Raw genomic sequence first — 1,057 nt, forward strand, 5'->3', positions numbered from 1 at the left:
CGATATAGACTTATTATTTGCAAAATCAAAAAACTTAAAATTTATAGCTATAACCGGTACAAACGGTAAAAGTACTACTACTGCTTTAATAAGCCATATCTTAAATAGTAGCGGTTTAGACTATCCGGTTGCCGGTAATATTGGAGTTTCTGCTTTGCAAGCTAAAGCAAGTAAGGATGGATATGTACTTGAATTGTCTTCTTTTCAGCTAGATCTAGTAAAAACCTTTACAGCTAAAATAGCTGTGCTTCTTAATATAACTCCCGACCATTTAGATAGACATCAGGATATGCCCTGCTATATTGCCGCAAAATCTAAGATCTTTGATCGAATGGATCAAGAGAGTTATGCGGTAATTAATATCGATAATGATTATTGTCGTGAAGTCTTTATAAAATTGCAGCAAGAGCAGCGTATAAAGCTAATTCCTTTTTCGGTTACTCAAATTCTTGAAAACGGTATTTCGGTAGTTGATGATAAAATTAGCGCTAATTTTTTTGATGATATAAGTTTTGAATTACAGCATAATTCAGAAAGTTTTAGACAAGATGAATTTCAAGGTGAGCCTGTGGAGCCGGAGTGTATAAAAATACGTGAGCACAGGCAAGACCTGCAAAATTCGCTTGTATCAAGCTTTATGCATTATACTGTACCTTTTAATAAAAACCTGCAAGGAGTTCATAATTGTGAGAATATTGCAGCAAGTTATGCAGTAGCTAAAATAATAGGAGTAGAACCTAAAAAAATACTTGAATCTATAAGTAGTTTTCAAAGTTTACCTCATAGAATGCAATATATCGGTAGTATAAATAATATAAGTTTTTACAATGATAGTAAAGCGACAAATGCCATATCTGCCGTGCAATCAATTAAAGCACTCAATAATATTTACTGGCTTGCGGGAGGAATCCCTAAAGACGGTGGTATTGAGGAAATAAAGCCTTATTTCAGTCAAATTAAGAAAGCTTATTTTTATGGTCAAGCTAAAGAAATATTTGCAAATACTGCTAAGAATATAGTAGATTTTGTAATATGTGATAATCTTGAGCAGGCTTTC

1 protein-coding gene is annotated in these 1,057 nt (G+C 33.0%); it reads left to right on the forward strand.

The window, feature by feature from the left end:
- Nucleotides 1-1,057: UDP-N-acetylmuramoyl-L-alanine--D-glutamate ligase (gene murD / locus BG75_RS03380; protein WP_252903620.1), on the forward strand; the 1,057-nt coding region annotated here is incomplete at both ends.

Source organism: Rickettsia endosymbiont of Proechinophthirus fluctus, assembly GCF_001602635.1.
Lineage (GTDB): Bacteria > Pseudomonadota > Alphaproteobacteria > Rickettsiales > Rickettsiaceae > Rickettsia > Rickettsia rickettsii.